General features: G+C 69.1%; 6 protein-coding genes. 2 read left to right on the forward strand and 4 right to left on the reverse strand.

The window, feature by feature from the left end; genetic code table 11:
* Positions 1-625: DNA polymerase III subunit delta' (locus DQP56_RS21085; RefSeq protein WP_112688774.1), on the reverse strand; the 625-nt coding region annotated here is incomplete at its 3' end.
* 1 nt (position 626) lies between these two features.
* Between DQP56_RS21085 and DQP56_RS21090 the strand changes: the two genes are divergently transcribed.
* Positions 627-2315 (forward strand): adenylate/guanylate cyclase domain-containing protein, encoded by a 1689-nt coding sequence (locus DQP56_RS21090; RefSeq protein ID WP_112688770.1) that lies wholly within the window; start codon positions 627-629, stop codon positions 2313-2315.
* Position 2316: 1 nt separating this feature from the next.
* On the opposite strand, the gene topA is transcribed toward DQP56_RS21090, so the two are convergent.
* The 3 genes from topA to DQP56_RS21105 all read right to left on the reverse strand — a co-directional run bounded on the left by topA (position 2317) and on the right by DQP56_RS21105 (position 6174).
* Positions 2317-5088 carry a type I DNA topoisomerase gene (gene topA, locus DQP56_RS21095; protein WP_234825762.1) on the reverse strand — a complete coding sequence of 924 codons (2772 nt, stop codon included), beginning with the start codon at positions 5086-5088 and terminating at the stop codon, positions 2317-2319.
* A 132-nt stretch (positions 5089-5220) separates the two neighbouring features.
* Positions 5221-5832, reverse strand: a complete 612-nt coding sequence (locus DQP56_RS21100; RefSeq protein ID WP_112688776.1) for a hypothetical protein — start codon at positions 5830-5832, stop codon at positions 5221-5223.
* A 138-nt stretch (positions 5833-5970) separates the two neighbouring features.
* A complete protein-coding gene (locus tag DQP56_RS21105; protein ID WP_005138711.1) occupies positions 5971-6174 on the reverse strand; it encodes a cold-shock protein in 204 nt (67 codons plus the stop codon).
* A 311-nt stretch (positions 6175-6485) separates the two neighbouring features.
* Here DQP56_RS21105 and DQP56_RS21110 point away from each other — a divergent pair.
* On the forward strand, positions 6486-7243 hold a 758-nt coding region (locus tag DQP56_RS21110; RefSeq protein ID WP_133258992.1), incomplete at its 3' end, for a DEAD/DEAH box helicase.

Genomic DNA, 7243 nt, shown 5'->3' on the forward strand with positions numbered 1-7243 from the left:
CCGCCCAGCCGGCCGTCTCATGATCGAGCCCGTCGGTGTCGACCAACACCTGGGCGACCGCCGCGGGGGGCGGTGTCACCAGCGCCACATGTCGGCACCGGGACCGCAGCGTGATCGCGATGTCCTCCGGATCGACCGACGGGGCGCACAGCAGGAACACCGTCGACGGCGGCGGCTCCTCAACGACCTTGAGCAGCGCGTTCGCCGCGCCCTCGGTGAGCCGGTCGGCGTCCTCGATCACCACGATCTGCCACCGGCCGGTCCCGGGACGCCGGGAGGCGACCTGCACGATGGACCGCATCTCATCGACACCGATGGACAACCCCTCGGGCACCACCCGCCGGACGTCGGCATGCGTTCCGGCCATCGTGGTGGTGCAGGCCCGGCAGGTTCCGCACCCGGGCCCGCCGTCGGCCTCGTCGGCGCTGCACTGCAGCGCCGCAGCGAAGCACACCGCCGCGATCGAGCGGCCCGATCCCGGCGGCCCGGTGATCAGCCAGGCGTGTGACATACCCCCGGCGGTACGCGCGCTGTGAGCAGCGTCATAGCGCGACGCGCGGGCTGCCGCCAGCAACTCGGCCTCCACCGGCTGTTGGCCCACCAAACGAGCGAAAACCCCGGACATCATCGGTCACAGTAGCGGTCGGGCAAGACATTCGGACTCTGGCTTTGCCCATCCCGCCGGATACGGTGTCCTGGTGAGTACCACGGGCCTGGGCGGGCGGATCAGCCGATTCGTCCGCTGGGTGGTGCGCACGCCGTGGCCGGTGTTCACGCTGAGCATGCTGCAGGCCGACATCATCGGCTCACTGTTCGTGTTCGGCTTCCTTCGGTTCGGTCTGCCGATCGAGGACCGGATCAACCTGCAGGATCTGCCACACATCAACCTGGTGATCTTCGCCGTCACCTTGTTGTGCCTGTTCGTCCTCGGCTTCACCATCAGCACCTCGTTGCTGATGCCGGTGTTCCGCTGGCAACGCCGCGAGGCGATGCTGGCCGAGCCCGACCTCGAGGCCGACCCCGCCGACACCGAACTGGCCAGGTCCCGGGCGCTGCGGATGCCGTTCTACCGCTCCCTGATCAGCATCAGCTACTGGACGGTGGGCGGGGTGGTGTTCGTCGCCGCCAGCTGGCCGGTGACCTACGACGTGTTGCCGGTGGTGGTCACCGCCACCGCGCTGGGTGCTGCCGCCACCGCGATCATCGGCTACCTGCAGTCCGAGCGGGTGCTGCGGCCGGTCGCGGTCGCGGCGCTGCGCGGCGGGGTGCCGGAGAACCTGCGTTCCCCCGGGGTGCTGCTGCGTCAGCTGCTGACCTGGTTGCTGTCGACCGGCGTGCCGTTGCTGGCGATCGTGCTGTCGGTGGTGGCCGCCAAGACGTCGTTGCTCGACGCCTCGGCCGACAAACTGTTCACGCCGATCCTGTTCATGGCGCTGGCCGCCCTGGTCATCGGGCTGGCCGGCACCGCGCTGGTATCGATGTCTATCGCCGATCCGCTGCGCCAGCTGCGCTGGGCGCTCGGGGAGGTGCAGCGCGGTAACTACAACGCCCACATGCAGATCTACGACGCCAGCGAGCTCGGGCTGCTGCAGGCCGGCTTCAACGACATGGTGCGCGATCTGGCCGAGCGGCAACGGCTGCGGGACCTGTTCGGGCGCTACGTCGGCGAGGACGTGGCGCGCCGCGCCCTGGAACGCGGCACCGAACTCGGCGGCCAGGAACGCGACGTCGCGGTGCTCTTCGTCGACCTGGTGGGCTCCACCGAGCTCGCATCGACCCGGCCGCCCAGTGAAGTCGTCAACCTGCTCAACGAGTTCTTCCGGGTGGTGGTCGAGGCCGTCGGACGGCACGGTGGTTTCGTCAACAAGTTCCAGGGTGACGCGGCGCTGGCGATCTTCGGCGCCCCGATCGAGCACCCCGACGCCTGCAGCGCCGCGTTGGCGGCGGCCCGCGAACTGCACGACGGGCTGCTGCCGGTGCTGGGTTCGGAGGAGTTCGGCATCGGCGTCTCCGCCGGGCGGGCCATCGCCGGCCATATCGGCGCCCGCGCCCGATTCGAGTACACCGTGATCGGCGACCCGGTCAACGAGGCCGCCCGGCTGACCGAGCTGGCCAAGCTGGAGGAGGGCCACGTGCTGGCTTCGGCGGTCGCGGTCAGCGGCGCGGTCGACTCGGAGGCGCTGTGCTGGGAGGTCGGCGAGATCGTCGAGTTGCGCGGGCGCGCCGGCTCCACTCAGTTGGCGCGGCCGTTGAAGATTGCGGGCACCGATGCGGTCTCGTCCGAGAACGCCGGGACCCCGGCCGCGGCGGACTGACTCAGCGTTTGGTGGCTTTCTTGGCCGGCGCCTTGCGGGTGGTCTTCTTGGCAGCCTTTTTCTTCACCGGCCCCTTGGCCCGCCGGTCGGCGAGCAGCTCCGCGGCCCGCTCGTCGGTGATCGACGCCACCTCGTCGCCCTTGCGCAGGCTGGCGTTGGTCTCGCCGTCGGTGACGTACGGCCCGAAGCGGCCGTCCTTGATCACCATCGGCTTGCCGGTCGCCGGGTCGGCGCCCAGTTCACGCAGCGGCGGCGCGGCAGCCGCTTGGCGGCCACGGCGCTTCGGCTCGGCGTAGATCTTGAGCGCCTCTTCGAGGGTGATCTCGAAGATCTGCTCCTCGGTGGACAGTGACCGAGAATCGTTGCCCCGCTTCAGATACGGACCATAGCGGCCGTTCTGGGCGGTGATCTCCTCACCCGAACCGGGGTCGACACCGACCACCCGCGGCAACGACAACAGTTTCAGCGCGTCTTCGAGCGTCACCGTCTGCAGATCCATGCTGCGCAGCAACGATCCGGTGCGCGGCTTGGGCCCGGTCGGCTTCTTGCCCTTTTTCGCGGTGCTGCCGGACTCATCATCCGGGGGCGGGGGCAGGACTTCGGTGACATACGGGCCGTAGCGGCCGTCCTTGGCGACGATCTCATGCCCGGTCTCCGGGTCGATGCCCAGCGACCGGCCCTGCTGCGGGGTGGCGAAACGTTCCTCGGCCAGCGCCAAGGTCAGTTCGTCGGGCGGCAGCGAGTCGTCGAGATTGGCGCGCTGCGGCGTCGGCTCGCCGTCGTCGCCGGCAACCATGCGCTCCAGGTACGGCCCGTTTTTGCCGACCCGGACATACACCGGCCGGCCCTGCTCGTCGTCGAACAGCTTGATCGAGTTGATCTCACGGGCGTCGATACCCTCCAGGTTGACCCCAACCAGCTTCTTCAACCCGCCGGCGCGGGCGATCGAGCCCTCGACCCCGTAGTCGCCGCCGAAGTAGAAGTTGTGCAACCAGTCGGTGCGGCGCTGCCGCCCGGCGGCGATGCCGTCGAGTTCGTCCTCCATCGCCGCGGTGAAGTCGTAGTCCACCAGCCGGCCGAAGTGCTGTTCGAGCAGACCGATGACGGCGAACGCCACCCAGGTCGGGACCAGCGCGCTGCCCTTCTTGTAGACGTAGCCGCGGTCCTGGATCGTCTTGATGATCGACGAGTAGGTCGAGGGCCGCCCGATGCCCAACTCCTCGAGGGATTTGACCAGCGAGGCCTCGGTGTAACGAGCCGGCGGGTTGGTGGAGTGCCCGTCCGGGGTGGCCTCGGCGGCATCCACCCGCTGGCCCTGGGTCAGCTGCGGCAGCCGGCGCTCGGCGTCGTCGGCTTCACCGCCGGCCAGCTCGTCGACGGTCTCCACGTAAGCCTTGAGGAACCCGGCGAAGGTGATGGTGCGCCCGCTGGCGGCGAACGTCACCTGCTGACTCCCCGATTGCCCACCGATCCGCAGGCTCAGCGTGGTACCGCGGGCGTCGGCCATCTGCGAGGCCACCGTGCGCTGCCAGATCAGCTCGTAGAGCCGGAACTCGTCGCTGCCCAGCTCGTTGCGCACCGCGTCGGGGGTGGCGAACGTCTCGCCGGCCGGCCGGATCGCCTCGTGGGCCTCCTGGGCGTTTTTGACCTTGCGGGTGTACTGCCGCGGCGTCGGCGAGACGTACTCCTCGCCGTAGAGCTGGCGGGCCTGGGTACGCGCGGCATCGATGGCGCTGGCCGACAGCGTCGTCGAGTCGGTACGCATGTAGGTGATGTAGCCGTTCTCGTAGAGCCGCTGGGCGATGCTCATCGTCCGTTCGGCGGAGAACCGCAGCTTGCGGCCGGCCTCCTGCTGCAACGTCGAGGTCATGAACGGCGCATAGGGCCGCCGGGTGTAGGGCTTCTCCTCCACCGAGGTCACCGTCAGCGACGCGCCCTGCAGCCCGGCCGCCAGCGCGTTCGCGGCCGCCTCGTCGAGCACTCTGACCTCGTCGGGCTTCTTCAGCGCCCCCAGCGAGTCGAAATCGCGTCCACTGGCCACCCGCTGCTCGTCGACGGCCACCAGCCGGGCGGCGAAGGTGGGCGGGGATGCGGTCGGATCCGAGACGCTGGCATCCAGCTGGGCCACCACATCCCAGTAGGAGGCGCTGCGGAACGCCATCCGCTCGCGTTCGCGCTGCACGATGATGCGGGTGGCCACCGACTGGACACGGCCCGCCGACAGCTTCGGGGCGACCTTCTTCCACAGCACGGGGCTGACCTCGTAGCCGTAGAGCCGGTCCAGCACACGTCGGGTCTCCTGCGCATCGACCAGGTCGATGTCCAAGTCGCGGGGGTTCTCGGCGGCGTTGCGGATCGCCGGCTCGGTGATCTCATGGAACACCATCCGCTTGACCGGAACGCGCGGCTTGAGGGTCTCCAGCAGGTGCCAGGCGATCGCCTCGCCCTCCCGGTCACCATCGGTGGCCAGATAGAGCTCGTCGACGTCTTTGAGCAGGCCCTTGAGCTCGGTGACGGTGCTCTTCTTGTCGGGGCTGACGATGTAGAGCGGCTCGAACTCACCATCGACGTTCACCCCGAGGCGCGCCCACGGTTCGGTCTTGTACTTGGCCGGCACGTCGGCGGCGTTGCGCGGCAGGTCGCGGATATGGCCCCGGGAGGACTCGACGACGTAGCCGCTGCCCAGGTAACCGGCGATTTTCCGCGCTTTGGTGGGCGACTCGACTATGACGAGTCGCCGCACGGGTGTTTTATCGCCATTGCGGGCGCTCACCGTCTTAGCGTCAGCCACCTTGCGCTTACCACTCCACTTCTGTCCGCACCTGCGGGCCGTGCCGCCGGTGGACAACTGACAATCTCACACTCACAGCCGTGCCGACGCAAACCGACGTTCAGCAGAATTCTCTCAAAGGTGGCCTCGATGGCCCGGGATCGGTGCCTCGACACGCGGCCACTGGGTCAACGCCTCGGGACCCGGCGGTGATTCCCCGACATTTTCCACCAGCCGCGCAAGCCTGCGGCGGCCGGTGATCCGCAACGCCGGGTGGCTGCCGCGGGTGCCGATCAAGGTGGGCGCTATCCCGACGCGCATCAAGGCCGAGGCCAGCGGCGCGAAGGTGTCGGGCGCGTGCGGATCCAGACCGAGCAGATACCGGTCGGCTTCTGCGGCGCCGGCCGCCAGCGTCCACGCCCGCAGTTCCCGCGGGCCCGGAACCCATTGCGGCGGAACGGTCTTCACCGCTCCTCGCGTCCAGGCCTGCGCCAGTGCGCGCAGCCGCGAATCCACTGCCGTCCGCACCAGCGGGGTGTCCTCTTCGGTGCGGGTGATCTCCGGCAGCAACCCGGCCTCGGTGATCAGCTCGGCCAGCGCCACCGCCCGCCACTGCGCATCGACCACGACCGACAGCCGCGCCTCGGCGCCCATGACGACGATCTGTCCCGGGCCGGCCAGCACCCCGGAGAGGTCGGCGACGCTCGGCGGCACCGACTCTGCCGAAAAGAAGGAAAGCTGGCTCACGTAACCGACAGTAAGCCGGTCCAGCATCCCCGGCGGCGTCCGGGTCGACTCGTCCTGCCCGACCCGCCCGTTAACGAAACCCCCCGGCTTTGCTCCGTTGGTGGGAGCTGCCCGGGGGGTGTCGCCGAATCCCGTTGCTTAGACGGCGCGGACGCCGGTGGCCTGCGGGCCCTTGGGGCTCTGCCCGACCTCGAACTCCACTCGCTGATTCTCCTCGAGGGTGCGAAAGCCGGACCCTTGGATCTCCGTGTAGTGGACAAACACGTCCGCTGACCCGTCTTCAGGCGCGATAAAGCCGAAGCCCTTCTCCGCGTTGAACCACTTCACAGTTCCCTGTGGCATCTGTCGATCTTTCCTTACTCTTCTTGCCCGGTGCATAGCACCGTTGTTCGGGGCACCGCCCTTCGCTGCCCCGGGCCTGTTCCGGCCGCCGTACCCTGGCGGTCAGTCGGTGCTGCCACCGACCCATCCCCCGCGGGCACTGCGGCCGCAACCACAGATCCTGCGAAGGCTTGACACGAACACAGAAGCTACGACCGTCCATCAGTCAACCACGTTCCTCGCGCCGAGGACAGACTGCGGTGCCCAAAATGCCGGTCGGAGGGTGAACAATACGGCGGCGGACTTTCTGTGCAGGACTGAGGACAGGATGAATGACGGTGAATTTCGGCGGTGAATTGCTGGCCGCCGCGCTCGCCGGCATCGAACCGGGTGAAGATCCGCTGCGCCACGTCGCCGACCTGCCGGCGTCGCCAGGGCAAGCGGTCGCCTGGCCGGACTGGGCCGGCGACGACGTCGTCGGCGCCTTCACCGGGCGTGGGATCGAGACGCCATGGTCGCATCAGCTGGCCGCCGCCGAACTGGCACACACCGGGCGTCATGTGGTGATCGGCACCGGCACGGCCTCGGGAAAGTCGCTGGCCTATCAGCTTCCGGTCATGGCGGCGCTGGCGGCCGATCCACGCGCCCGGGCGCTGTACCTGTCGCCGACCAAGGCGCTGGGCCACGACCAGCTGCGCACCGCGCACGCCCTGACCGCGGCGGTGCCGCGGTTGAGCGACGCGGCCGCTGCGGTGGCGCCGATCGCCTACGACGGCGACAGCCCCGCCGAGCTGCGCCGGTTCGCCCGGGAACGGTCCCGCTGGGTGTTCTCCAACCCGGACATGATCCATCTGTCACTGCTGCGCAACCATGCCCGCTGGGCGGTGTTCCTGCGCGGGCTGCGCTTCGTGATCGTCGACGAATGCCACTACTACCGGGGCGTCTTCGGCTCACATGTGGCGATGGTGCTCCGGCGGCTGCTGCGGTTGTGCGCCCGCTACTCGGGATCTGGGGCGCCTGGGTGCCAGGGCCCGACGGTGATCTTCGCCAGCGCCACCACGGCGGCACCGGGGGCCAGCGCGTCGGCTCT

This window comes from Mycolicibacter senuensis, from assembly GCF_003284925.1.
Lineage (GTDB): Bacteria > Actinomycetota > Actinomycetes > Mycobacteriales > Mycobacteriaceae > Mycobacterium > Mycobacterium algericum_A.